Annotated in this window: 25 protein-coding genes and 1 other RNA gene; 13 read left to right on the top strand and 13 right to left on the bottom strand. The window is 67.6% G+C overall.

What is annotated here, in order from left to right:
• Positions 1-684: cytochrome c family protein (locus GGC30_RS15265; RefSeq protein WP_153925863.1), on the bottom strand; the 684-nt coding region annotated here is incomplete at its 3' end.
• Between the two features lie 142 nt (positions 685-826).
• Between GGC30_RS15265 and GGC30_RS15260 the strand changes: the two genes are divergently transcribed.
• Positions 827-1,549 carry a 3-deoxy-manno-octulosonate cytidylyltransferase gene (locus tag GGC30_RS15260; RefSeq protein WP_153925861.1) on the top strand — a complete coding sequence of 241 codons (723 nt, stop codon included), beginning with the start codon at positions 827-829 and terminating at the stop codon, positions 1,547-1,549.
• On the opposite strand, the gene nudC is transcribed toward GGC30_RS15260, so the two are convergent.
• Positions 1,546-2,466 carry an NAD(+) diphosphatase gene (nudC, locus tag GGC30_RS15255; RefSeq protein WP_153925859.1) on the bottom strand — a complete coding sequence of 307 codons (921 nt, stop codon included), beginning with the start codon at positions 2,464-2,466 and terminating at the stop codon, positions 1,546-1,548. The two genes, GGC30_RS15260 and nudC, sit on opposite strands and share 4 nt — an antisense overlap.
• A 47-nt stretch (positions 2,467-2,513) precedes the next feature.
• On the opposite strand from nudC, the gene ffs reads away from it, so the two are divergent.
• An RNA gene (gene ffs, locus GGC30_RS15250) (signal recognition particle sRNA small type) lies at positions 2,514-2,609 on the top strand.
• Positions 2,610-3,203: 594 nt separating this feature from the next.
• Positions 3,204-5,045: a DNA polymerase III subunit gamma/tau gene (locus tag GGC30_RS15245; RefSeq protein ID WP_153925858.1), complete on the top strand. Its 1,842-nt coding sequence runs from the start codon at positions 3,204-3,206 to the stop codon at positions 5,043-5,045.
• Between the two features lie 9 nt (positions 5,046-5,054).
• Here the strand turns inward: GGC30_RS15245 and GGC30_RS15240 are convergent, their stop codons facing one another.
• Both GGC30_RS15240 and GGC30_RS15235 read right to left on the bottom strand, forming a co-directional pair.
• Positions 5,055-5,609 carry an ActR/PrrA/RegA family redox response regulator transcription factor gene (locus GGC30_RS15240; RefSeq protein WP_055754444.1) on the bottom strand — a complete coding sequence of 185 codons (555 nt, stop codon included), beginning with the start codon at positions 5,607-5,609 and terminating at the stop codon, positions 5,055-5,057.
• A gap of 89 nt (positions 5,610-5,698) precedes the next feature.
• Entirely contained in the window at positions 5,699-7,165 is a 1,467-nt protein-coding gene (locus tag GGC30_RS15235; RefSeq protein ID WP_316408702.1) for an ActS/PrrB/RegB family redox-sensitive histidine kinase, read from the bottom strand.
• Between the two features lie 44 nt (positions 7,166-7,209).
• Here GGC30_RS15235 and GGC30_RS15230 point away from each other — a divergent pair, with 44 nt between their 5' ends.
• From GGC30_RS15230 to GGC30_RS15215, 4 genes are all read left to right on the top strand, one after another.
• A complete protein-coding gene (locus tag GGC30_RS15230; RefSeq protein ID WP_055808968.1) occupies positions 7,210-7,833 on the top strand; it encodes an SCO family protein in 624 nt (207 codons plus the stop codon).
• An 80-nt stretch (positions 7,834-7,913) separates the two neighbouring features.
• Complete coding sequence (locus GGC30_RS15225) at positions 7,914-9,194, top strand: polyhydroxyalkanoate depolymerase (RefSeq protein WP_153925855.1); 1,281 nt, start codon at positions 7,914-7,916, stop codon at positions 9,192-9,194.
• The gene (locus GGC30_RS15220; RefSeq protein ID WP_370452026.1) at positions 9,160-9,894 is read left to right on the top strand and encodes a M48 family metallopeptidase; all 735 of its coding nucleotides are present in this window, start codon (positions 9,160-9,162) and stop codon (positions 9,892-9,894) included. The genes GGC30_RS15225 and GGC30_RS15220 overlap by 35 nt, the downstream gene beginning before the upstream one ends.
• Positions 9,895-9,952: 58 nt before the next feature.
• Complete coding sequence (locus GGC30_RS15215; protein WP_153925853.1) at positions 9,953-10,330, top strand: lysozyme inhibitor LprI family protein; 378 nt, start codon at positions 9,953-9,955, stop codon at positions 10,328-10,330.
• A 70-nt stretch (positions 10,331-10,400) separates the two neighbouring features.
• On the opposite strand, the gene GGC30_RS15210 is transcribed toward GGC30_RS15215, so the two are convergent.
• From GGC30_RS15210 to GGC30_RS15200, 3 genes are all read right to left on the bottom strand, one after another.
• Complete coding sequence (locus tag GGC30_RS15210) at positions 10,401-12,494, bottom strand: transglycosylase domain-containing protein (RefSeq protein WP_153925851.1); 2,094 nt, start codon at positions 12,492-12,494, stop codon at positions 10,401-10,403.
• A gap of 106 nt (positions 12,495-12,600) precedes the next feature.
• Entirely contained in the window at positions 12,601-13,224 is a 624-nt protein-coding gene (locus GGC30_RS15205; protein WP_370452025.1) for a trans-aconitate 2-methyltransferase, read from the bottom strand.
• Positions 13,225-13,229: 5 nt separating this feature from the next.
• Positions 13,230-14,201: an alpha/beta fold hydrolase gene (locus tag GGC30_RS15200; protein WP_153925849.1), complete on the bottom strand. Its 972-nt coding sequence runs from the start codon at positions 14,199-14,201 to the stop codon at positions 13,230-13,232.
• A 328-nt stretch (positions 14,202-14,529) separates the two neighbouring features.
• Here GGC30_RS15200 and ftsY point away from each other — a divergent pair, with 328 nt between their 5' ends.
• The 3 genes from ftsY to GGC30_RS15185 all read left to right on the top strand — a co-directional run bounded on the left by ftsY (position 14,530) and on the right by GGC30_RS15185 (position 16,800).
• A complete protein-coding gene (gene ftsY, locus GGC30_RS15195; protein WP_055808927.1) occupies positions 14,530-15,465 on the top strand; it encodes a signal recognition particle-docking protein FtsY in 936 nt (311 codons plus the stop codon).
• A 1-nt stretch (position 15,466) separates the two neighbouring features.
• The gene (locus tag GGC30_RS15190; protein ID WP_153925847.1) at positions 15,467-16,087 is read left to right on the top strand and encodes an inner membrane-spanning protein YciB; all 621 of its coding nucleotides are present in this window, start codon (positions 15,467-15,469) and stop codon (positions 16,085-16,087) included.
• A gap of 98 nt (positions 16,088-16,185) precedes the next feature.
• Entirely contained in the window at positions 16,186-16,800 is a 615-nt protein-coding gene (locus tag GGC30_RS15185; protein ID WP_153925845.1) for a MarR family winged helix-turn-helix transcriptional regulator, read from the top strand.
• On the opposite strand, the gene GGC30_RS15180 is transcribed toward GGC30_RS15185, so the two are convergent.
• The 5 genes from GGC30_RS15180 to GGC30_RS15160 form a co-directional block, all read right to left on the bottom strand.
• Complete coding sequence (locus GGC30_RS15180) at positions 16,797-17,195, bottom strand: phasin family protein (RefSeq protein ID WP_370452024.1); 399 nt, start codon at positions 17,193-17,195, stop codon at positions 16,797-16,799. The genes GGC30_RS15185 and GGC30_RS15180 overlap by 4 nt on opposite strands.
• A gap of 68 nt (positions 17,196-17,263) precedes the next feature.
• Positions 17,264-18,037, bottom strand: coding sequence for a creatininase family protein (locus tag GGC30_RS15175; RefSeq protein WP_153925843.1), 774 nt, complete (start codon positions 18,035-18,037; stop codon positions 17,264-17,266).
• Positions 18,038-18,084: 47 nt separating this feature from the next.
• Complete coding sequence (locus tag GGC30_RS15170; protein WP_153925841.1) at positions 18,085-18,702, bottom strand: TetR/AcrR family transcriptional regulator; 618 nt, start codon at positions 18,700-18,702, stop codon at positions 18,085-18,087.
• Positions 18,702-20,312 carry a DHA2 family efflux MFS transporter permease subunit gene (locus tag GGC30_RS15165; protein WP_055808940.1) on the bottom strand — a complete coding sequence of 537 codons (1,611 nt, stop codon included), beginning with the start codon at positions 20,310-20,312 and terminating at the stop codon, positions 18,702-18,704. The genes GGC30_RS15170 and GGC30_RS15165 overlap by 1 nt, the downstream gene beginning before the upstream one ends.
• Positions 20,309-21,394 (bottom strand): HlyD family secretion protein, encoded by a 1,086-nt coding sequence (locus GGC30_RS15160; RefSeq protein WP_153925840.1) that lies wholly within the window; start codon positions 21,392-21,394, stop codon positions 20,309-20,311. The genes GGC30_RS15165 and GGC30_RS15160 overlap by 4 nt, the downstream gene beginning before the upstream one ends.
• A 121-nt stretch (positions 21,395-21,515) precedes the next feature.
• On the opposite strand from GGC30_RS15160, the gene GGC30_RS15155 reads away from it, so the two are divergent.
• Positions 21,516-22,847 (top strand): NAD(P)/FAD-dependent oxidoreductase, encoded by a 1,332-nt coding sequence (locus tag GGC30_RS15155; protein WP_153925838.1) that lies wholly within the window; start codon positions 21,516-21,518, stop codon positions 22,845-22,847.
• Positions 22,844-23,587 carry an endonuclease III gene (gene nth, locus GGC30_RS15150; protein ID WP_153925836.1) on the top strand — a complete coding sequence of 248 codons (744 nt, stop codon included), beginning with the start codon at positions 22,844-22,846 and terminating at the stop codon, positions 23,585-23,587. The genes GGC30_RS15155 and nth overlap by 4 nt, the downstream gene beginning before the upstream one ends.
• Here nth and GGC30_RS15145 read toward each other — a convergent pair.
• Positions 23,584-23,970, bottom strand: coding sequence for a MarR family winged helix-turn-helix transcriptional regulator (locus tag GGC30_RS15145; protein WP_194943619.1), 387 nt, complete (start codon positions 23,968-23,970; stop codon positions 23,584-23,586). The genes nth and GGC30_RS15145 overlap by 4 nt on opposite strands.
• A 277-nt stretch (positions 23,971-24,247) precedes the next feature.
• Here GGC30_RS15145 and GGC30_RS15140 point away from each other — a divergent pair.
• A partial coding sequence (locus tag GGC30_RS15140; RefSeq protein ID WP_370452022.1) for a PAS domain-containing protein occupies positions 24,248-24,433 on the top strand: 186 nt, incomplete at its 3' end.

Here is a 24,433-nt window from a genome sequence, read left to right as displayed (position 1 = left end):
CGCCTGAGACGCGGCGGGGGCGCCGGCGGCCGGGGTCGTGCCGGTCGCTTCGGTCGCCGCAGCGCCTTCGGTCACCGGGGCCTCGCCCGTCGCAGGCGCGCCGGCGGCCGGCGCGGCCGCGCCAGGCTGACGGGTGGGATCCGGCGCCGGGATGGCGAAGCCGCCCGAGCCCTGCGTGCGCAGCCAGGCGATCAGATTGATGCGCGTCTGGGTGTCGCGGATGCCGGCGAAGGACATCTTGGTGCCGGGCACATATTTGGCCGGAGCCGTAATGAAGCTGTTGATCTGGTCATAGCCCCAGGTCGGCGCCTCGGCCTTGTGCTTGGCCATGGCGTCAGAATAGGCGAAGCCCGGACGGTGCATGACCGGACCGCCGACCACGCCCCACAGGTTCGGACCGATCTTGTCGGCGCCGCCCTGATGCGCGTCATGGCAGGCCTGGCAGCGCGCGAAGGCGGCCTCGCCGGCGGCCAGATCGGCGGTCGGCAGCACCGTGCCCCAGTCGGGCGCCAGTTCAGCGGCTTCACCGCCGGCGGCCTCTTCCGGCGCATCGACGAAATAGCCCATCTTTTCGGGCGCTTCCGAATGATAGACGAGGCCCGAGGCCTGCTGGACGACCAGGATGACGAACGCCGTCCCCAGAGCCGCGCCGAAAATCTTGTTCCACTTAAGATCGCCGCTCATACGCCTGGTCGTTTCCCTCTGCCGGCCGGGCCCCTCGAAAACACGCCCCGGACATAATCTTGCTTTGGCGTCTCTGGCACGGTAGCGCCGCCTTCGCAACCGGCCCAACGCGCGACGGGCCAGACAGGCGTCAGGGAAGTCGATGAATCCGTTGATAATGATACCGGCTCGCATGGCCGCCACCCGCCTGCCGAACAAGCCGCTGGCCCTGATCGGCGACACGCCCATGATCGTGCGCGCCTATCGCCAGGCCGAGGCCTCGGGCCTGCCGGTCGTGGTCGCCGCTGGCGATCCCGAGATCGTCGAGGCGGTGGAAGCCGCAGGCGGCCGCGCTGTCCTGACCGATCCCGCCCTTCCGTCGGGCTCGGACCGCATTCGCGCCGCCGTGGACGCCATCGACCCAGAGGGCGATTTCGACGCCGTCATCAACGTCCAGGGCGACATGCCCTTCGCCAGCCCGGGTCTGGCCGTCGCCTGCGCCGCCATTCTGCACGGCGAGCCGACCTGCGACATCGCCACCCTGGTCGCCGCCGAGGCCGAGGCGTCGGACCGGACCAATCCGGACGTCGTCAAGGCGGTGCTGGCCCTGGGCGAAGGCGACCGCCAGGCGCGCGCCCTCTATTTCACCCGCTCAACCCTGTATGGCGACGCCCCCGTCTGGCGCCACATCGGCGTCTATGGCTATCGCCGTGAGGCGCTGAACCGCTTCTGCGCCGCGCCGCCGTCGCCGCTGGAAAAACGCGAGAAGCTGGAACAGCTGCGCGCCCTGGAAATGGGCATGCAGATCTGGGCCGCCGTCATCGACGAAGCCCCCCTGTCCGTCGACAATCCCGCCGACCTGGAGGCGGCGCGGGCGCTGGCCTAGACCTCGTCGACCCAGTCCTGGATCAGGCTGTGGGCGATGGCGAAGGGCGGCGGGGCCTGAATGCTCGGATGCTCGCCCGCCAGCACGGCGCGCGCCTCGGCCCGCGTCAGCCAGGCGACGGCTTCCAGTTCGGTCTGTTCCGGTTGCGCCTGATCGTCCGACACCTCCGCGATCAGGCCGATCATCAGTTGCGACGGGAAGGGCCAGGGTTGGCTGGAGTGATAGGCCGTGGCGATCACGGTCAGGCCGGCCTCTTCCTTCACCTCGCGGGCGCAGGCCTCCTCGATGGATTCGCCCGGTTCCAGGAACCCGGCCAGAGCCGACATCCGTCCGGCAGGCCAGGCCGCCTGACGGCCAACCAAGCAGATGGGTTCGGCCCCGCCCTTATAGACCGGCAGCATGATGGTGACCGGATCGACGCGCGGGAAATGCTCGGTCCCGCAGGCCGGGCAAATCCGCTTCCAGCCGCCCGACGCCGTCTCGCTCAGCGTGCCGCAGTTGGCGCAGAAGCCGTGCTTGCGTCGCCAGTCGAACAGGCTCTTGGCCCCGCCCGCGATCGCCGCATCCGCCGCCGGCAGGATCGCCGCCGCCGCGCGCATCTCCTGAAAGACGCCCAGCCCGGCCAGCGGCCCGTCGGTCGGATCGATCGAGCCTTCGAACTCGATAGCGAAGACGGGTTCGTCATTCCACAGGCCCAGAAACGCCTCGCGATCGCGCACCAGGGTGCGCGCATGGCGCATCTGCAGCCACGCCAGCCTCGGCCCCTCGCCCGTCTCCTCGATCAGCGGCCGCCCTTCCCAGAGCACCAGAGCCTGGGCGTAGCGCTTGGCGGCCTGCTCGGCCAGCCAGTCGGGATCATTCCTCAGGTCCCCGGCCCGATCGAGCGGATTGCCGGCGAAGGTGTTCTGATGGGCCATGCGGGTTTGTAGCTCTTGATTCCAACCGCCGCACCAGTCATATCTCCGCTTGGAGATCGCGGGCGAAGGTTTCGCCAATCTGGTCAGGGCCGGAAGGCAGCAGCCACAACGAATTCCCCTTCGGGTCGCGGTCTCTACTTCCTCTTTTTTGCGCTAGCGCTCGCCGCACGGAGGCTCGCTGCTCGAGCGCGTTTGGCGCACCATTTTTTGAACGCCAGGGCAGACGGTTGTGATATGCCACAACTTCTGCGAACGTCGTCCTATGAGACCTGTATGGCTCCTTGGATTGTTGGGGTTGTGCGCCTGTGGATCGGCGCCCGCGGAGCCGCGACCGCAGTTGACGGGGTTCAGCGTCTACCGGACGATGGGCTGTTACGAGACGGCGCTTCAGACAAACGGCGCTCAGATCGATCTCAACCCTGACGGAACCGTCCAGATTTCGACGTACAACGGCGACAAATCTCAACGTACTCCCGCAAGTGAAATCGGTCGCCGCCTGTACGAAATGGGCCTCGATGTCAGGAACCCGATCTACGTCGGGCCGAAAGCATCCAATCGATACACCGACGTCATTGGAATTCTTAAGGACTTGCAGATGCGAGGGTACCAGCACGTACGGCTGATGAACTTGCCTGCATGACCGAGTCCTAGCGCCGCGTTTCCAATCCGAGATAATCCAGCCTTTTGGGTGAACGGCCGCTTCGCTGCGGACCTCGCCCGCTGTAAGACTTCCTCCCATGACGGACAGCGACAAGAATCTCGACGGCCCGCCCTGGGAAGAGGACGACGTCGTCGAACGCGACGAGAACACCGAAGATATGTTCGGCGCACCCGCCGCGGCGGCGCCTGAGCCGGTCGCCGCGCCTGTCGTCACCAAGCCTGCCCCGGCTGAAGTCGCGGCTCACGTCGATGACGGCGCCGCCTATCAGGTGCTGGCGCGCAAATACCGGCCGCGCACCTTCGAGGACCTGATCGGTCAGGAGGCGATGGTGCGCACCCTGACCAACGCCTTCGCCACGGGCCGCATCGCCCACGCCTTCATGCTGACGGGCGTGCGCGGCGTCGGCAAGACGACCACCGCCCGCCTGTTGGCCCGCGCCCTGAACAACGAAACCGACGTCATCGACAAGCCGTCGCTGACCCTGACCGCCCACGGCCGGCACGACGCCGCAATCATGGCCGGCCAGCATATGGATGTGATGGAGATGGACGCGGCGTCGCACACCGGCGTCAACGACATTCGCGACATCCTGGAAAGCGTCCGCTACGCGCCGGTCGAGGCGCGCTACAAAGTCTATGTGCTGGACGAGGTCCACATGCTGTCGACGCAGGCGTTCAACGCCCTGCTCAAGACGCTGGAAGAGCCGCCCCCCCACGCCAAATTCATCTTCGCCACCACCGAAATCCGCAAGGTACCGGTGACGATCCTGAGCCGCTGTCAGCGCTTCGACCTGCGTCGGGTCGAGCCGGAAATCCTGGTCGAGCATCTGGGCCGGATCGCAGACCGCGAAGGCATGAAGATTGAGAACGACGCCCTGGCCCTGATCTCGCGCGCGGCCGAGGGGTCGGTGCGCGACGGCCTGTCGCTGCTGGACCAGGCCCTGGTCCAGGCCGAGCGCGGCGAGACGGTCAAGACCGAGACGGTGCGCGACATGCTGGGCCTGGCCGACCGGACCCAGACCATCGCCCTGTTCGAAAGCGTCATGGCGGGTCGCACGCCCGAGGCGCTGGAGAGTTTCCGCACCCTCTACGGCTTCGGCGCCGATCCGGTGCAGGTGACCAACGACCTGTTGGAACATTGCCACGCCGCCTCGGTCGCCAAGATGCTGGGCCCCAATGCGACGCGCCTGCCCAACGATCAGGCGCAGAAGCTGGCGGCCCTGGGCGCGGCCATTCCGGCGGCGACGTTGTCGCGCACCTGGCAGATGCTGCTGAAGGCGCTGGACGAGGTGCGGCGCGCGCCCAATCCGGCCGATGCGGTGGAAATGGCGATCGTGCGCCTGGCCTATGCCGCCGATCTGCCGGGACCGGAGGAGGCGCTGAAGCGGCTGCAGTCCGGTGAACCGATGGGCGGCGGCTCGGCCCCGCGTGGTGGCGGTGGTGGAGGCGGCGGCGGAACTTCGGCGCAGCTGGCCGCGCGGCCGGTGATGGCCCCCGCCCTGCCCGATCCGCAGACCTTCGAACAGGTCGTCGCCCTGATCGGCGAGAAGCGCGAGGTCGGACTTCAGATGGATGTGGAGCGGTATGTGAAGCCGGTCTCGTTCAAGCCCGGCGCCATCGTCTATGAAAGCGTCCAGGGCGCGCCCATCGAACTGGCGCGCAAGCTATCGGCCCGCCTGCGCGAATGGACTGGTCGCACCTGGCTGATCGCCGCCAACGGCCAGGGCGGGGCCGAGACGGTCATCGAGGTCCAGAAAAAGGCCCGCGCCGCCGAACGCGCCGAGGTCGAGGCCAATCCCTTCGTCCAGGCGGTGCTTCAGGCCTTCCCCGGCGCCAAGCTGGGCGAGATCAAGACCATCGCCCCGACCGTGGTCACCCCCGAAATCCCCGACGTGGTCGAGGACGACGACGAGGACTGAGGGTTCGGCCTACCGCGGCGCGCGCTTGGCCAGGATGCGTTGCAGGGTGCGGCGGTGCATGCCCAGGCGGCGCGCGGTCTCCGAGACATTGTGGTCGCACAGCTCGTAGACGCGCTGGATATGTTCCCAGCGCACGCGGTCTGCGCTCATCGGGTTTTCGGGCGGTTCAGGCGAATCGCCGGTGGCGAGCAGGGCCTTGACCACATCGTCGGCATCGGCGGGCTTGGACAGATAGTCGACAGCGCCGGCCTTGACCGCCGCGACCGCCGTGGCGATGGCGCCGTAGCCGGTCACCATGACGATGCGGGCGTCCTCGCGCTTCTCACGCACCGCCTCGACGATCTTCAGGCCGTTGCCGTCCTCAAGCCGCATGTCCAGCACGGCGAAGGCCGGCGCCTTGTCGCGCAGCAGCTGCATCGCCTCTGCGACGGATTCAGCGGTCGTCACCTGAAAGCCGCGCGCCTCCAGCGCCCGCCCCATCCGGGTGCGCAGGGCCTGGTCGTCATCCAGCAGCAGCAGGGACTTGTCGGGCAGGGCGGCGATGCGGGCTTCGAGTTCTGACATGCGTTTCTCTCTCCTGCCGCTTCAAGTCGGGACGGGTAGCGCGCGGGTCAAGGCCAAGGTTCTGCCTGCGACGCTTCGACCCAATCGCCTCATACCGCGACCTCCAGCGCCGGCCGCGCCCAGCGCACCGCCACGCGCGCGCCGCGGGGCGCGGCCCGTGTCTCGGTCTGGGCGTCCGATTGCGGCAGGCCCTGGCCCACGCTGACCGAGCCTCCGGTTCGTTCCAAAAGGGTGCGGGCGATGAAGAAGCCCAGCCCCATGCCGCCCTGGCTGGGGGCGATGGGCGGCTCGACAGTTGCGCGAGGCTTGGAGGGTCGGGCGGCGGCGGCGATCTGGGCGGCCAGGGCCTGGCGCGCCTTGCCCTGAGGCCGACTGGTCACATAGGGCTCGCCCAGCCGGGGCAGGATGTCGCCAGCGAAGCCCGGCCCATCGTCCAGAATCTCGATCTCGATCCAGCCGGCGTCCACCACCGCCTGGACCCGCACCGTCGTCTTGGCGAAATCGGCGGCGTTCTCGACCAGGGTGGACAGGCCGTGGATCACCTCGGGCATCCGGCGCACGCGCGGCGCGGGCTGGCCCGGCGGCGTCCTGACCAGAACATCGAAGGCCAGGTCGAAGCCCCGATGCGGCTCCACTACCTCTTCCAGCAGGGCCTTCAGCGAGACGTCGGCATACAGGGCGTCGTCGCCCTCGGGCTGCTGCGACAACTGGGTCAGGATGCCCCGGCACCGTTCGGCCTGTTGCAGGATCAGAGCCGCATCCTCGGCCGCGTCGCTGTCGGGGGCTGAAGCGCGCTGAAGCTCCTTGGCCACCACCTGAATGGTCGCCAGCGGCGTGCCAAGCTCATGCGCCGCCGCCGCCGCCAGGCCGCCCAGCGCCGCCAGCCTCTGTTCGCGTTGCAGCACGTCCTGGGTGGTCGCCAGGGCCAGTTCCAGCTTCTCCGCATCGGCCGCCACCCGCCAGGCGTAGCCGGCGGTGAAGACCACGCCGGTCACTAAAGCCATGGCCATGCCGAGACGATACAGCGTCGGCAGGTGAAAGTTCTCGTGCGGCCGCCACGGCAATGGTTCGGACCAGAAGAACAGCACCCCGACCGCGATCAGGGCCAGCACGCCCAGCATCAGGGCCTGACGCGCCGGCAGGGCCGCCGCCGCGATGGTGACGGGCGCGACCAGCAGCAGGCAGAACGGGTTCTCCAGCCCGCCGGTCAGACCCAGCAGCACGCCCAGCTGGAAGATGTCGAAGCCCAGATGGATCGCCGTCGTGCGCCCGTCCGGCAGGCTGGCCTCCAGCCGGCGCACCCGCGCCATGGCCCCCACGTTCACCGCCGCGCTGATGGCGATCACGATCAGGCAGGGCCAGAGCGGCAGGGGGAAATGCAGCCCCTGATGCGCCGTCAGGATCGCGGCGCTCTGGCCGATGATGGTCAGCCAGCGCAGAACGATCAGGGTCCGCAGCGAAAACCCGCGGCCGCGACGCGGCGCATCGCTCCAGCCGTTCAACGGCTCCGAAGAGGATGCGCCGTGCGGCGCCATGCGGGCTTCTGTCGAGGTCACACGCCTTCTATAGACCGATCACATCCGTTTCGTGAGAGGCCGTCATGCCGCGTCGTTCCATCCTGCTGTTCGCGGGCGCCTGCATCGCCATCGCCGTGGCGCTGGCCATCATCACCGTCGTGGTGGTCAGCGGTCGTGCGCCCACGTCGGACGGCGCCGAGGTGACGTCGACCGGCCAGCCCCTGGTCGGCGGCGACTTCAAACTGGTCAACCAGGATGGGCGCCCCGTCGATCAGACGATGCTGAACGGCAAATGGAGCCTGGTCTTCTTCGGCTTCACCTACTGCCCCGAGTTCTGCCCGACCACCCTGGCCGAGCTGGGTGCGGTGCAGCAGCGCCTGGGCGACAAGGCGGACAATCTGCAGATCGTCTTCGTCAGCATCGACCCTGAACGCGACACGCCCCAGGCGCTGAAGGACTATCTGTCCTCCGACGGCTTTCCCAAGGGGACCATCGGTCTGACGGGCACGCCCGAACAGGTGGCGACCGCCGCCAAGGCCTACCGCGCCTTCTATCAAAAGGTCGGCGAGGGCGAGGGCTATACGATGAACCACTCCCTGACCGTCTATCTGATGGGCCCTGACGGCAAGTTCCGCACCGCCGTCGCCTATGGAATGGGTCCGGACAAGACGACCAGGATCATCGAACAGGCGATGGCGCGGGGTTAGCAGCGACCCCATAATCCTTTTGCAGGGTGATGCATTATATGTTGCCCTGCACAAACGGCGCTCGGCCGTATCGGATCGTCATGCTCTACGCCTTTCATGAACTCGCCTACCAGTCGGCCCTGCCGTTCCGGGTCGGCGCGCAACTGGCCCGTAGCTTCTGGACCTCGCCGTTCAACCCGGCGGCCGACACCGCCATCGGCCGCACCGCCTACGCCTCGGCCGAACTGTTCGAGAGCGTGACGCGGCGCTACGGCAAGCCGGCCTGGAAGCTGGAAACCATCGACATCGGCGGCAAGCCGGTGCGCACCACCGAACAGGTGATCTGGCAGAGCCCGTGGTGTCGCCTGGTCCGCTTCGCCCGCAACATCGGCGACCTGAAGCGCGCCAAGAAGCCCGCCTCCGGCCCGGCCGTCCTGATCGTGGCCCCGCTTTCGGGCCACTACGCCACCCTGCTGCGCGGTACGGTCGAGGCTTTCCTTCAGGACCACGACGTCTATGTCACCGACTGGGTCAACGCTCGCCAGGTGCCGATGCTGGAAGGCCGGTTCGACTTCTTCGACTACATCGACCACGTTCGCCTGATGCTGGCCGAGATCGGCGGCCGCGCCCACGTCGTCGGCGTGTGCCAGCCCGGCCCGCCCGTTCTGGCCGCCGGCGCCGTGATGGCCGAGGACAAGGACGAAAACCGTCCCCTGTCGATGACCTTCATGGGGTCGCCCATCGACGCGCGCCTGTCGCCGACCGTGACGAACCAGCTGGCCGAGGAAAAGCCCTTCACCTGGTTCAAGTCGAACATGATCCACACGGTGCCCCTGCCCTACGCGGGCTTCGGGCGGCGCGTCTATCCGGGCTTCGTCCAGCTCTACAGCTTCATGTCGATGAACGAGGATCGCCACCGCGACGCCCACTGGAACTATTTCACCAGCCTGATCGCCGGCGATGGCGACGAGGTCGAAAAGCACGAGGAATTCTACGACGAATATCTGTCGGTGCTGGACCTGACCGAAGAATTCTACCTCCAGACCATCGACATCGTCTTCCAGCAGCATCTGCTGGCGCGGGGCCTGTTGGAGCATCGCGGGCGCAAGGTCGATCTGTCCAGGATCACCGACATCGGCCTGATGACCGTCGAGGGCGAGAAGGACGACATCTCCGGCGTCGGCCAGACCCAGGCCGCGCACAGCCTGTGCCCAAACATTCCCGAGGATCGCCGCGTCCTCTACGTCCAGCCGGGCGTGGGCCATTATGGCGTGTTCAACGGCCGTCGCTTCCGTGACGAGATCTATCCCCGCGTGCGCGATTTCATCGCCCAGAACGAGGCCGCCGGTGGCGTACCGCAACGGTCAGCGGCTGCCGCTTGACGAAAGCGGGGCCGGCGGGAGCGAAGGTTCCGGCCCGACCCTGAGACTGTCGGTCAATCCACGCGCCCGGCGTCTGTCGGTGCGGATCGACGCGCGCGCCGGCGAGGCCGTCGTCATCGCCCCGACCGAGCGCGGCCTGAGCCAGGCCGTCGCCTTCGCCCGATCCAAGGCCGTCTGGATCAGCGAACGCCTGGCCGTCCGCCCCAAAAGCCGCCCGCTGGAACCGGGCCAGGTGATCTCCCTGCGCGGCAGGCCCGTGCGGCTTGAGGCGGTGTCCGGCGCGGGCGCCGCGCGCCTGGTCGAGGACGGGACCATCATCCGCTCGGGCGGCGAGGGCGAGGCCTACGCCCGCCGGGTCGAGAATCTGCTGAAGCGCGAGGCGCGCGATACGCTGCTGGAACGCACCGACCACCATCTACGCGCGCTTGGCCAAGGCCCGGTCAAGATGGGCATCGCAGACACCCGGTCGCGCTGGGGCTCGTGCAGCCCGCACAACCGCACCATCCGCTACTCCTGGCGCGTCATCATGGCCCCGCCCCCGGTCATCGACTACCTCGCCGCCCACGAGGTCGCCCATCTGGTCCACGCCGACCACAGCCCGGCCTATTGGTCCGTCGTCGAACGGCTGGTCGGGGATCACAAGCCTTGGCGCAAATGGCTGAAGGATTACGGCGCCGCCCTTCACGCAGTCGGGCGCTAGGCGGAAACCCCGGCGGCCGGGCGCGTTTCAGCATGGCCCTTCCACTCAGGATCGCCCCATGAAAACGATGCTCACCCTATCGATTGCGCTCGGCCTCGCCGTCACCGCCGTCTCGTCCGCCAGCGCCCAGTCGCAGGCCACGATGAACGCCAACGCCGCTCAGGAACTGCAGCGCGCCGATCGGGCGCTGAATAGCCAGTACACGACGACGATGGGACGGCTGTCGCCCGCCAGCCGCACCCTGCTGCGCACCGCCCAACGCACCTGGATCAGCTTCCGCGATCAGCAATGCCGCTTCGAGGCCTCCGGCGTTCAGGGCGGTTCCGCCTATCCGATGGTGCATTCGACCTGCCTCGCGCGTCTGACGACCGAGCGGACACGCCAGTTGCGGACCCTCAGCCAATGTCAGGAAGGCGACCTATCCTGCCCCCGCTGACCCAGGCCTGAAATGCAAAGGGAGGCGACCGCCGGGTCGCCTCCTTTTTTACGCGCCGTTGTCGTCGCGATCAGAAGAACAGGGCATCGCCCTTGCGCTCCTGCGCCGGGCGGCCCTCGGGCTGCTGCGGGTTCGGCGCATCGCGATAGCCGCCCTTGGGGGACGCCGGGCTGGACGGCTGCGGCGATGGCGGCTGTATCGGCGCCTGGTCGTCCGGGACATAGGGCTCGCCCGCCAGGGGATCGACGGGTTCGATGGGCAGGCCGTTCTGGTCCAGGCCGCTCATTAGGTCGCCGACCGGATCGGGCGCGACCCAGCCTTCGGGCATGGGCGGACCGTTGGGGATGGCGGGGGCGTCCAGGCGCGGCAAGGCCGCCTCCATGAAGCCCTTCCAGATGGCGGCGGGCGACGAGCCGCCGGTCACGCCGCGCATGGCGGTGTTGTCGTCCTTGCCCACCCAGACGGCGGTGACGAAGCCGCCGGTATAGCCGACGAACCAGGCGTCCTTGTAATCCGAGGTCGTGCCGGTCTTGCCCGCCAGGTCGCGGCCCGAGATCGCCGCCGACCGGCCCGAGCCGCTGGTCACCACGCCGCGCAGCATCTGGTTCATGTAGTACAGCGACGGATTGTTGATCGCCTGACCGCTCTGGCCCGACTGGCGTTGATAGATGACGCGACCCTGGGGCGTGCGGATGCGGCTGATGCCATAGGCGTCGACACGGCGCCCGCCATTGGCGAAGGCGTCATAGGCGGTGGCCATCTCGATCGGCGAGACCTCGACCGCGCCCAGCGCCATCGCCGGCTCCAGACCGATGCGGCTTTCGATGCCCAGACGCCGCGCGGCGCGCGCCACGCTGTCGCGCCCGACCTGATCGGCGACATAGGCCGCCACCGTATTGGTCGACTGTGCCACGGCCTGGGCCAGGGTCATGTTTCCGCTGAAGGTCCCGGAATAGTTGCGGGGCGACCAGTTGCCGATGGTGATCGGCTGATCGACCACTGGGGTCTGGGGCGTATAGCCGGCCTCGACCGCCGCCAGATAGACGAAGGGTTTGAAGGCTGAACCCGCCTGGCGCTTGGCGTCAACGGCGCGGTTGAACTGGCTGTCGGCATAGGAGGAGCCGCCGATCATGGCGCGCACCCGCCCGTCGCCGTCCAGCGCGACCAGGGCCGCCTGCTGCACGCCCTTGCCGGCGTCACGATCCAGGATGCGGCGCACCGACCGCTCGGCCGCCGTCTGCAGCGTCAGGTCCAGGGTGGTCTCAACCACCATGTCCTCGGTCGGTTCGCCGACCAGGCTGCGGATCGACTTGTCCAGCCAGTCGATGAAATACTGGGCGTGCTGGGTCGCGAGCGTCCGCGAGACGATGACCGGCTGGGTCACGGCCTGTTCGCGCTGGGCGGCGGTGATGACGCCGGCCTCTTCCATCTCGTTCAGCACGACGGTGGCGCGGGCGGCGGCGCGCTCGCTCTCGGACACCGGCGAATAGCGCGAGGGCGCCTTCAGCAGGCCAGCCAGCAACGCAGCCTCGCCGACCGTCAGGTTCTTGGCCGACTTGTCGAAATAGCGCTGCGACGCCGCCTCGATCCCATAGGCCCCGGCGCCGAAATAGACCCGGTTCAGATAGAGGGCCAGGATCTCCTTCTTGGAGAATTTCATCTCCAGCCAGACGGCCAGCATCAGCTCCTGCACCTTGCGGCGCAGGTTCTGGTCGGGCGTCAGGAACAGGTTCTTGGCCAGCTGCTGCGTCAGGGTCGAGCCACCCTGCACCACCCGCCCGGCGCGGACGTTGGTCGCCATCGCCCGCATCATGCCGATGGGGTCGAAACCGGGGTGGTGATAGAAACGCCGGTCCTCGATCGCGATGAAGGCGGCCGGCACATAGTCCGGCAAGGCGTCCAGATCGGCCGGGGGCGCCATTTGCGTGCCCCGCGTCGCGATCAACGCCCCATTGCGATCCAGATAGGTGATCGAGGGCTGGCGATCGACCTGATACAGGCTGGAGGTGTCTGGCAGGCCGCGCGCGAAGACGGCGAAGAAGACGACCAGGAAGATCAGCCCCCAGACGGCAAGCACGGCGCTCCAGTAGAACAACCGTCCCAGGGCCGACCGGCGGGGCTTGCCCTGCGCCTGTGGTCCGCCCGCATTCACCGGTCCCGCCATGTCCGTCCTTCAGATGCCGCCTTGGGCGAGTTCTCGTTCATCGGCTGTGTATCGCGTATGAACGCCCGCCGAAACGGTCCCGCCGACTTCACGGGATCGTGAGCGGCTATTTCGCCGAAAGAAAGGCGCGCCGGGCCAGCCAAACGCCGCTTTCCGCCCCGTCGTATTCCACCCGCAATCCGGCGTCGGCCAGCAGGGCGCGATAGGCCTTCGGGTCAAGACTGGCGTGATAGAGCGGCTCGCCCCGCCACTGTCCGATGGTCTCGCCCTGTGCCTGGCCAGAGGTGAACATCAGCCGCCCGCCCTCGGCGACGCACGCGGCCAGCTTCGGCAGCACCTTTTTCTGATCGTCGGGGCTGAGATGAAACAGGCTGTGCCAGGCCAGAACGCCGTCGAACGGACCCGGCGGAAAAGCATCGCGCATATCTCCAACCGACCATACGCCCGTCGGCAGTGTCGTCTGAGCATGGGCGATCAGGCCCGGCGACGCATCCATGCCCGTCACCTGATGTCCCCGCTCCAGCAGGGCGGCCCCGATGGGCCAGCCCGAACCGCAGCCGACATCCAGAATAGATGAGCCAGCGGGCAGGCCGGCGACGAACCGATCCAGCCATATCGCTTCGTCCGCCCCGCCCGCGCCGGAATACAGGGTCGCGCCTCGATCCCGGACCCAGTCGTCGGCCTTGTCCCGATAGAGGCCGACGATCCGTTTCGCGGACGGGTGGGTCACGGCGCCTATTTCGCCAGGAAGGCGTCCAGATCGGCGTAGAAGGCCTGGGGCTGGTCGAACATGATGAAGTGGGCGCTGTCGTCGATCCGCTTCAGCTGGGCGTCCTTCAGATTGGCGAAGGACATCCGATAGATGCTGTCGGTGATCTGGGGCGTCATGCGCGGATCGTTGAACTTGGCATACACCACCTCGGTCGGGGCGGTGATCTTGGACAGTTCGGGACGCAGGTCCGTCGTGATCAGTTCGCGGAAGGCGGCGGCCGAGACCTTCTGATCGCTTTCGCGCATGTCTTCCAACGCCTCGGCGCGGCGGCTTTCGGTGTTGATCATGCCGTTGATGCTGGTGGTCGCCTGGGCGACATAGGCCTCGCGCGGGCTGTTGGCCTGGGCGGCCCAGATCTGGTCCGCGACCGGGGTCACGCTTTCGGCCGAGGCGCCCGGCGCGGCGAACATCGCGCCCATGAAGGGGATCATGTCCACGACCATCAGCTTGCCGACCGCATCAGGATGGCGCGCGGCCAGCATCATGCCGATGCTGCCGCCCATCGAATGGCCGACGACCACCGGCTTGGTCAGGCCCTGTTCGCGGATGTAGCGGGCGATCTCTTCGGCGACCGGCGCAGCGACGGGCGACGGGGTCGAGCCTTGCGCATTGCCCTCGGCCGGCGCGCCGGCGAAGCCCTGGACGTGGATGCGGTGTATGCGCCAGCCGGCGCCCAGATGATCCACCGTGCCCTGCCAGACCTCCGGCGACGAGCTAAGACCGGGGATCAGGATGATGTCGCGCCCGCCGGCGTCGCCATCGACGCGGACATGGATGCGGTCGGATTGGAAATCCGCATGCTGATGGCCGTGGGCATGGCCGCTTTCGGCATGGGCGCCGTGCCCGTCCTGTGCAAAGGCCGCTGGAGCCACAGCGATCAAGGCGGCGGCCGCTGCAGCGCCGGCGATGCGGCTGACAGTGGATGAAATGGTCATGACGAAACTCCCCTCGTGTTGCTTGGCTTATGACGCCTAAGCTTTGTTATGTAAAGTTCTCTGTTGGACCATGGTGCGCGATCCCTACCCGCCTTGCCGGCGCAATCTGTCGCGTCGACCGCAGCGTTTCCAACAACTTATCCGACATCTCCGGACGCCAGCCATCTTGATCCGCGAACGCGGTATAATGTCTGGTTTTCGCCGGGAGTCATCGACATTGGACGAATTAGACGAATTAGACGGTGTTTTTGTCGCCGACCGTCTGAACGGCCGGACCGCGTTCGCGAATGCGGATGACGTCGGCCTTCGCCCCCGCTAAAGCCACTGCATGAACGACACGCCGAAAAAGGGCTGGTTCCAGCGCCTGTCCGCTGGGCTCTCGCGCTCCTCCAAACAGATGACCGATCAGGTCGTCGCCACCTTCGTCAAGGAGCCTCTGTCCGAGGCGTCGCTGGAGCAGCTGGAAGAGCATCTGCTGGAGAGCGATCTCGGCCCTGCCGCCTCGGCCCGGATCGTCGAACGCTTTCGCGGGCTGAAGTTCGGCAAGGACGCGCCCGAGCGCGAGGTCAAGGAGGCCCTGGCCGAGGCGGTCGCCGCCGAACTGTCGCCGCGCCAGGCGACCTTCGACCCCCTGTCCGGCCCCAAACCCTATGTCGTCCTGTTCGTCGGGGTGAACGGATCGGGCAAGACCACGACCCTGGGCAAGATCGCCGCCGATCTGACGGGCAAGGGCGCCAAGGTGATGATCGTCGCCGGCGACACCTTCCGCGCCGCCGCGCGCGAACAGCTGAAGGTCTGGGCCGAGCGCGCGGGCGCCGACTTCGAAAGCCGTCGCGACGGCGCCGATGCCGCGGGCCTGGCCTTTGACGCCTATACCAAGGCGCGGGCCGAAGGCTACGACGTCGTCCTGATCGACACCGCCGGCCGACTGCAGAACAAGTCCGCCCTGATGGACGAACTGCTCAAGATCGTCCGCGTGCTGAAGAAGGTCGATCCCGAGGCGCCGCACGACACCCTGCTGGTGCTGGACGCCACGGTGGGCCGCAACGCCCTGGCGCAGGAACAGATCTTCGGCCGCACCGCCTTCGTGACCGGCGTGGTCATGACCAAGCTGGACGGCACCGCACGCGGCGGCGTGCTGGTGCCGGTGGCCCAGGCGTCCGACGCCCCCCTGATGCTGATCGGCGTCGGCGAAGGGGTCGAGGACCTGCAACCGTTCGACGCCCGCGCCTTCTCCCGCTCGCTGGTGGGACTGGAAGACTGACATGACCGAGACGCCGAAAAAGGCTTCCACCATCCGCCAGGCCGTCGATTTCGGCGCGCTCGTGGCCTTCATGGCCGCCTATGCAATCAACCGGTTCGCGCGCGGTCTGGATGGGCAGGAAGCCCTGGTCCAGGCGACGTGGGTCCTGGTCGGCGCGTCCCTGATCGCCCTGATCGTCGGCTATGTGGTCGAGCGTCGTCTGGCGCCTCTGCCGCTGCTGACCGGCGGGTTCGCCTTGATCTTCGGCGTGCTGACCATCGTCTTCCACGATCCGAACCTGTTGAAGATCAAGCTGTCGATCCAGAACGGCCTGCTGGCGGTCGTGCTGCTGGGGTCGCTGCCGCTGAACCGCTATCCGTTCAAATATCTGCTGGGCGAGGCGATCCGCATCACGGACGCGGGCTGGCGCGGACTGACCCTGCGCTACGGCCTGTATTTCGCGGCCGTCTGCATCGTCAACGAGATCGTCTGGCGCACCCAGTCGGATGATGCGTGGGTCGCCTTCCGCGGCGGCCTGTGGATCGCCTCGGCCGTGTTCGGCGTCTGGCAGGTCTTCTTCATCATGAAGCACCTGATCAAGGACGACGAGCCGACGCCCGTCTCGCCCGATACCGGGCTCTAGAGACCAAGCGGAACTGTCACGGAACCGACGCGCTTTCCCCGTCAAATCGTAAAGCAGAGCTGATACGTGTTCGGACGAAACTTCAGGGGAGCGGCGCGATGGTGAAGACGGGAAAAGCGGCAAGGAAGGTCGGGCCCCTGGCCACCTCGCCCAGCCACCTGATGCACCGCGCCCTGCAGCTGGCGCTCGACATCTATGCCGAGGAGACCGGCGCCGACGGCCTGACCCAGCGCCAGTTCGCGGTGCTGGAGGCGGTCTCGCTCAAGGCCGGCCTGACCCAGACCGAACTGGTCCGCATGACCGGCATCGACCGCTCGACCCTGGCCGATCTGGTCACGCGCATGACGACCAAGGGCCTGCTGGAGCGGGAACGCTCGACCCTGGACGCCCGCGCCAAGGCGGTGCGTCTGTCGGCTGAGGGCGCCGCCCGGTTGGAGGCCGCCCGCCCGTTGGTCGAGGCCGCCGACAAGCGGATCATGGCCTTGCTGCCCAAGGGCCAGCGCGAGACCTTCCTCAATCAGCTGGCCGATCTGGCCGCCGCCGCCGACGCCGCTCCCGACGCTGCCAAGGCTGAGGCCAAGGCCGCCAAGAAGGCGCTGAAGGCGGCCGAGAAGGAAGCCCGGAAGGCCGAGAAGGCCGCCAAAAAGGCCGACCGTCCGGCCAAGCCCGCAAAGATCAAAAAACCCAAGCTGAAGCTGGTGGAGCCGGCCTAGCGCGTCTTGCGCAGCCGTTTGGCGTTGGCGGTCGCTGTCTTGTGGATCGGGGCCAGCGCCTCGGCCTGGGCCTTCAAAAGTTCGCCGTTCAGGGCCATGGCCTGGGCCGCCGCCCGGCTCCACCAGCCCATGGCATAGCTGAACTGGGCCTCGGCCGCCTTGGCCGGGGTGCGGGCCTGGGCCACAGCCGCCGCCGCTCGCAGGGCATGGGCGCTTTCGTCCAGTGCTACGCGGCCCAGCCGCTGACCAATGGCCCCGGCGCTGGCGGCCATGGCGTCGGCGGAGGCGGACATCGCCTCGGTCTTCTCGGAGCTCATCAGCGACAGCTCCTTTAAGTCCTGCCCCTTGGCGCTGGTCAGGCCCTGCGCCATCAGCCCGGTGCGGGCCGCGATCACCTCGGCCGAGGCGGCCAGGATCTCGGCGCCGACGACGGCTGCGCTGGCGGCTGTGGGGGTTTTGCGGGTCAGAGCGACGCTCCCGGCTGGGTCTCTGCGGCGAAGGCCGCGATGTCGCCGAGCAGGGCGGGGATCGCCGCGTCGATGATCTGTTGGCCCTTCTCGGGGCTGGCCTGGGCCGGGTCCGAGCCGATCCGGCCGTCGGGGAAGCGGGCGCGATAGTCCAGGGCATCGCGGATCGGCCCGTTTGGCGCGATCTGCGGGCTGTAGTCGGCGGTCTTGATCCGCTCGGGATACGCGGCCTGCGTCACCGCGATCTCGGACGGGGTGGCGTGCATGCCGTGGCCGGTCGGGAACAGGCGGTTGCACAGGCCATTGACGCCGGGCAGGTCCCACCAGTTCTTCAGCTTCAGGATGAAGGGCGGGCTGTCCTCGACGAAGCTCCACTCGGCGTAGATTTCCGAGATCGTCGCCTCGATGGTCGCGACGTTCCCGCCGTGCCCGTTCAGGAAGTAGATCCGCTCAAACCCGTGACGGCTCAAGGACGACACCCAGTCCGTGATCGCCGCCATGAAGGTCGAGGGGCGCAGGCTGATGGTGCCGGCGAAGGCCAGGTGATGCTGGGCCATGCCGATGTTGAAGGTCGGGGCCACGATCAGGTTGGCGTCGGTCTTTTCGGCTGCATGGGCGATGATCTCCGGGCACAGCCAGTCGGTGCCCAGAAGCCCCGTCGGCCCATGCTGCTCGTTGGAGCCGATGGGCACGACCACCGTCCTGGACAGCGGACCGCCGTCGTTCAGTCGGGCGTCGATTTCGGGCCAGGAGGACAGGTGAAGCAGCATGAAGGCAGTCTCAAGCGTCGGGGTGGGGCGACTGTAGCGCGCCGGGCTCAGGAAGTCTTGGCGGCCGTGGCGGGCGGATGGGCGGCCATGAAGATGCGCGCGGCCTCTCTGGCGCGGCCTACGCGTTTGTCAGCCTCCAGCTGCGGCACGTCCAGCATGGCGCGCAGATGGCCGTAGCCCAGCACAAGGCCGGCGAACATCTCGGCCGCCTCTTCCGGATCGGCGACGCTCATCCGGCCCAGCCGCGTCTGTTCCGACAGCCAGGCTCCCAGTTCGCGCAGGCTGCGACGCGGGCCGGCCTCATAGATGGCGTGGGCGATGTCAGGCGCCTCGACCGAGACCAGGGCGACCCCGCGCATCGAGCCGACCTTGTCGCCGCTGCACACCCGGTTCAGCAGCGTCAGGGCCAGGGTCTCCAGCACCGTCTGCGGATCGCCGGCGCCGCGCAGGGGGGCGACGATATCCTCGACCCGCTTGGACGCCAGGGCCTGGGCGATCTCCAGCTTGGAGGCGAAGCGGTTGTAGACCGTCTGTTTGGAAACGCCGGCCAGTTTGGCGATCTCGTCCATCTTGGCCTGAAGCCCCTTGTCGGCGAACAGGGTCGCGGCGGCGTCCAGGATCGCCTCGCTCTTGCGTTCATCGACCTGCCCGCGACGGCGCGCCATCAGTGGACGTCCGAGGGCGGTGCGCCAGCCTGGGCCTTCACCGGCTGGGCGGCCAGGGTGACGAAGGCCGCGCCTGCGCACAGGATGGCCAGCAGGGCGAAGGCGTCGCCGAACGCCATCGTCGTCGCCTGTTTCTGCAACATCCCATAGATGGCCTTCATCGCCGAGGCGGCCGGGTCGATGGAGCCGGCGAACCGCTGGGTCATGCCGGCCATCATGTTGCGCATCGCCTGGTCGCCCTGACCGATGGCGCTGGTCAGTTCGCTCATGTGCAGGGCCGTGTTGGACGTCAGGCTGGTGTTCAGGATCGCCAGGCCGAAGGCCCCGCCGACGTTGCGCGACAGGTTGACCAGCCCCGAGGCGTTCTTGACCATGTGCGGCGGCAGCGTCGCCATCGTCACCTGCTGGGACGCGATCATGGCTAGCATCACGCCGACGCCGCGGAAGGCCTGCACCGAGGCGAAGTTCCAGAAGCCCCAGTCATCGGTGACGACGCGCGCCTCCCACATGCCCCAGGCGCACAGCATGAAGCCGCCGAACATCAGCACCCGCGCATCCAGCTTGCGCACCAGTCGTCCAGCAAAGGGGCCGGTGGCGAACATGGCCAGGCCCGACACGACCATGGTGGTGCCGACCTCTGACGACGAATAACCAAGCACGCGGCCCAGGAAGAGCGGCAGCAGGAAGGTGCCGCCGAACAGGGCGAAACCGACGATGAAGGTCATGATGAACCCGACCAGGAAGTTGCGATTGCCAAAGGCGCGCAACTCCACGATCGGCTGGCGATAGGTCAGGGACCGCCAGATGAAAATCGGTCCGGCGACTGCCGCCACGACGGTCAGCAACAGGATGTGGGTGTCGTCGAACCAGTCGTTCTTGGCGCCCTCTTCCAGCACGAACTGCATCGACATCAGAAAGGCGGCCATCAGGCCCAGGCCCCACCAGTCGAAGCCCTTGGCCAGCGATGGATCGCCCTTGTCGAAGTTGCCGTACCGCCCGACCAGGAACAGCACCAGCAGGCCCGGCCCGACGTTGATGAAGAAAAGCCAGCGCCAGCTCAGCCACTCCGTCAGATGCCCCCCCAGCGTGGGTCCGACGGTCGGCGCCAGGGTGACGATCAGCCCCATGACGACGCTGGCGGTGACGCGCTTGTCAGGCGGAAAGGCGGTGAAGGCGACGGCGAAGACGGTCGGGATCATAGCCCCGCCCACGAAGCCTTGGATGGCCCGGAACAGGATCATCATGTCGATCGACGACGACAGGCCCGTGGCGATGCTCATCAGCACGAAACCGGCGCAGGAGACCAGGAACAGCCGCTGCGTCCCCCACAGCCGCGACAGGAAGCCCGACAGAGGGATCATCACCACCTCGGGGATCAGATAGGCGGTCTGGATCCAGCTGATCTCGTCAGCCGAGGCGCCGACCCCCGCCTGGATCTGGGGCAGGGAGGCGGCGACGATCTGGATGTCCAGAATGGCCATGAACTGGCCCACCACCATGCCGGCGAAGCCCAGCAGCAGCATGGTCCAGTTGATCTCGGGATGGCCGGCGACGGGACCCTTTTGCGCGACAGGGGCCCCGCCATCTGCGGCGGGGTTGGCGGCGGTCACTGGCCTGCGGCTCCGGTCGTCGTGGCGGCTTCCGCGAAGCTCTGGCCGCCCTGGCTCTTCAGGTCGATCTTGACGTCCACCGACAGGCCGGGACGCAGAGCCAGGCTGCGGTCTGCGCCGCTGACGACGATGCGGACGGGCACGCGCTGGGTGATCTTGGTGAAGTTGCCCGTGGCGTTCTCGACCGGGATCAGGGCGAACTCCGATCCAGTGGCGGGGGCGAAGCTGTCCACGCGGCCCTCGATCTTGCGGCCGGGGAAGGCGTCGGCGGAAATCTCGACAGTCTGGCCCAGGCGCACCTTGTCCAGCTGCGTCTCCTTGAAGTTGGCGACGATGTAGGTGTTGGTCAGGGGCACGACCGACAGCAGTTGCGTGCCGGCGTTGACATACTGGCCGGGCCGCACGCTGCGGGCGCCGACGACGCCGGCGACCGGAGCGCGGATCACGGTGCGCTCCAGCGCGATGCGAGCCTGATCGACGACGGCGCGGGCCTGTTCGACGGCGGCGACGCTCTGCTGACGGGTCGAGCCCAGCACGCCGGCCGTGCGTTGTTCGGCGACCAGGGCGGCCTGGGCCTGCTGGACGCTGGCGGCGGCGGTGGCGGCCGAGGCGCGCTCGGTCTGGATGCGCTGTTGCGAGACCCAGCCCTGCTCGGCCAGTTTTCCATAACGATCGACCTCGGCGCGGGCCAGGCCGGCCTGGGCGTTGGCCTGGGCGACCGAGGCGGCGCGGGCGGCGATGGTGGCTTGTTCCTGCTCGGCCTGGGCGTCGACATGGCCGACGGCGGCGATGGCGGCGGCCAGATTGGCCTCGGCCTGAGCGAGCTGGGCCTTCTGGTCGGAATCGTCCAGCTTGACCAGGATCTGGCCCGCCGCGACCCGCTGGTTGTCGCCCACCAAGACCTCGGTGACCCGGCCGGACAGTTGCGGGCTGACCAGGGTGGTGTCCGCCTGAACGAAGGCGTTGTCGGTGCTTTCCCAACTCTGGCCGTTCACCCACCAGACGATGCCGCCCACGATCAGGGCCAGGCCGACGAGGGCGGCCGCGAACAGCGGCAGGCGTTTCTTGAGTTCAGGCGACATGGAAAATCCGGGGGAGGTGCGGCGTTTTGAAGCGGTGCTAAAATGGACCCCGCCGTCCAAAAATCAATAGGCGATCGGGACGGCGCCGATCACGACCGGTTTTCGTGTATGTCCTGACGCCATGACCCCCCGCATCTCCGCCTCCCAGCCGCTGCCGTCACAGGTCGATATTGTGGTGATCGGCGCAGGCGCCGCCGGCATCGCCGCCGCGCGTCGTCTGATGCGACCCAGCCTGTCGGTTCTGGTGCTGGAGGCCCGCGACCGGATCGGCGGGCGCGCCTGGACGGTTCGGGCCGAGGGCGAAGGGTTGGACATGGGCTGCGGCTGGCTGCATTCCGCCGATGACAATGTGCTGGCGGGACGGGTCGAGGCCGAGGGGCTGACGCTGGACCAGACCCCGCCGCCCTGGCGCACCCAGGCCTTCGATCACGAGATGACCCGCGCGGATCAGGCCGAGTTCGGCGAGGCCTTCGCCGCCTTCGACCAGCGGGTGACCGAGGCGGCGTCGCTCGTCCGCGCGGGTGTGGGGGAGGATCGTCCGGCGTCGGACTTCTTCGATCCCGACTGTCGCTGGAACCCGCGCATGGACGCCATCTCGGGCGCCCTGAACGGCGCGCGGTTCGCCGAGGTGTCCAGCCTGGATTACGACGCCTATGGCGACACCGGCGTGAACTGGCGGGTGCGCGAGGGCTATGGCCGCCTGATCGCGCGGCTGGGCGAGGCTGTGTCGCCCATCACGATCACGGACTGCGCCGTCAGCCGCATCGACCGTTCCGGACCTGTGCTGCGCCTGGAGACCAATCGCGGCGAGTTGACCGCGCGGATCGTCATCCTGACCGTGCCCAACAGCCTGATCGCCAGCGAGACGATCCGCATCGATCCGCCGGTTCCGGCGCTGCTCGAAGCGACGACGGGCGTGCCGCTGGGCCTGGCGTCCAAGGTGCATATGACCGTGCGCGGCGCCGGCGATTTCCAGCCCGACACCCAGTTGTGGACCCGCACCGATACGGCCGAGACCGGCGGCTATCACCTGCGGCCCTTCGGGCGGCCGATGATCGAGGCCTATTTCGGCGCCGACCTCGCCTGGGGGCTGGAGGCGCAGGGGCCGGCCGCCTTGTTCGACTTCGCCGTGTCCGAGCTGGTCGCGGCCCTGGGATCGGACATGCGCCGGCGGCTGGAGGCGGTCACGATCAGCGGATGGGGCGTCGATTCCTGGTCGCGGGGCGCCTATTCCCACGCCTTGCCGGGCCATGCGGCGGATCGGGCCAAGCTGCGCTCGTCGGTGGAGGACCGAATCTTCCTGGCGGGAGAAGCCACGGCGCCGGTCTATTACGGCACGGCCCACGGCGCCTGGATGGAGGGCGAGCGCGCCGCCTACGCCGCCCTGACGGCCCAAGCGCTCAAGGGCCTGGGTCTTGACCCGCGTCGCCCCGAGGACGACAGCGAGGCATGAAGCCCGCCAAGGCCAAAAAGCCCGCCGCCAAGCCTGCCAAACGCCCGGCCGTGATGACGGGGGCGGCCATCCCCGTGCTGCGCTGGCCGCCCGACGAACACCGCGTCGAGGCCATTTTCGAACGCCTGTCTGGCGTCATGCCGGAACCCAAGACCGAGCTGGATTTCTCCAATCCCTTCACCCTGGTCGTCGCCGTTGCCCTGTCGGCCCAGGCGACGGACGTCTCGGTCAACAAGGCGACCGAGCGGCTGTTCAAGGTCGCGGACACGCCGGAGAAGATGCTGGCCCTGGGCGAGGAGGGGCTGATCCCCTACATCGCCTCCATCGGCCTTTACCGCGGCAAAGCTCGGAACGTCATCGCTCTGAGCCGCATCGTGCTGGAGCAGCATGGCGGCGAGGTCCCGCTGAACCGCGCCGATCTTCAGGCCCTGCCCGGCGTGGGGCGCAAGACGGCCTCGGTGGTGCTGAACGAACTGGGGATCGAGGCGGCCATCGCCGTGGACACCCACGTCTTTCGCGTCTCGCACCGGCTGGGGCTGGCCAATGCCGGAACGCCGGACAAGGTCGAGGCCCAGTTGTTCAAGGTCGTGCCGGAGGACTGGCTGCCCAAGGCGCACCACTGGCTGATCCTGCACGGCCGCTACACCTGCACGGCGCGCAAGCCGAAATGCCTGTCCTGCATCATCGCCGATCTGTGCCCGTCGCGCGCCGGCCTGATGGCGCTGGGTGAGGCGGGCTAAATTCGGCTTGGCGCGTCCGGTCCATGCGTCAGTTTCGCCGCCACCGCGTGCAGCACTCTGAGCGTTGTCACCAGGTCATCTTCCGAAATGCCCTCGAACACGGCCTGACGCATGGCCGCAGCATGGACTTCGAACGTTTCCATCTCCGCGCGGCCCGCCGGTTCCATGACGATCAGCCATGACCGCCCATCACCGATCAAGCGATGGCGACTGACGAGGCCGTCGCGTTCGAGCCTCTGGACCAATCGCGTCAAGGAAGCGCCAGAGAGCTCCATTCTGATCGACAATTCGGAAAGCGTAAGGCCTTTGGGCTGGTCGGCCAGATGATACAGGACGACGATCGGGGCGCCTGTATGCCCGACGCCCCGGAACATTTCGGCCATCCATAATTTCCATCGCCGTGCGGTCACCATGACCTGCAGGGCGACCTTAAGCTGCAACTTCTCACGCTGAAGACTGCGCGGCTCTAGTCCGGTGCTTGGCAAGGCGTCCTCGTAGAGCCGAAGACGGCTCCGATCTTACTCATTTAAATAGATGTGAACGCAAGACGTGAACTGGATACTCGCTCAAGTTGAGCATTAGCGTGCTAACCAGAGAGACAAGCATCTTAAAGAGGTTGTGTGGGATGAGGCTTCAGAAATCTATAGGGAAGCCAAAGAGATGCGCGTTTTCGGTAAGCCTCAGGACGACAGAAAGCTTGTAGAGTTGCAAAGCATGCTGGCGGCTGTTGATCGCTCGCAAGCTGTGATCCAGTTCGACCTCGACGGAACCGTCCGGGACGCCAACCGAAACTTCCTCTCGGTCATCGGCTATGAACTCGGCGAGATCTTCGGACGCCATCACCGG

The sequence above is a fragment of the Brevundimonas sp. SPF441 genome (genome assembly GCF_009661015.1).
Classification (GTDB): domain Bacteria; phylum Pseudomonadota; class Alphaproteobacteria; order Caulobacterales; family Caulobacteraceae; genus Brevundimonas; species Brevundimonas vesicularis.
This window is presented reverse-complemented; position numbering and strand designations above follow the sequence as displayed.